The sequence below is a fragment of the Vibrio sp. 10N.222.48.A3 genome (genome assembly GCF_041475345.1).
Lineage (GTDB): Bacteria > Pseudomonadota > Gammaproteobacteria > Enterobacterales > Vibrionaceae > Vibrio > Vibrio tasmaniensis_A.
In genome coordinates, this window is the sequence record NZ_JBFRVX010001641.1 from 1 (window position 1) to 324 (window position 324).

The 324-nt window shown below is 36.1% G+C and carries 1 pseudogene; it reads left to right on the forward strand.

Going from position 1 to position 324, the window contains the following annotated elements:
- Positions 1-236: pseudogene (locus AB4653_RS28210) on the forward strand (hypothetical protein); the annotation flags it as partial.
- Positions 237-324: the final 88 nt, after the last annotated feature.

Here is a 324-nt window from a genome sequence, read left to right on the forward strand (position 1 = left end):
CAGAAATTCCTGTGTATGTAGAGAAAATTAAAACAATACCTGAACCTATGTTCATTAACGATCCGCAAGTGATTATTCATGAACGAATTATTCCAGTACCTGCAGATATAACCGGTAAAGAACTAGAGGAATTAATTAATGCGCAGCCTCGACTTAACACAACTACACGAAATTCGGAGACAGAAGATAATATCTCAGTTCACGAACCAAACAGAGAACTCAGCACAACCAATTGATGAACAAACACTTAACGCCGATCAAAATCCAAAAGTAAATTCAGAAGGATTTTTTTCTAACGAATCGTCTACTGAAATTAAGCACTGT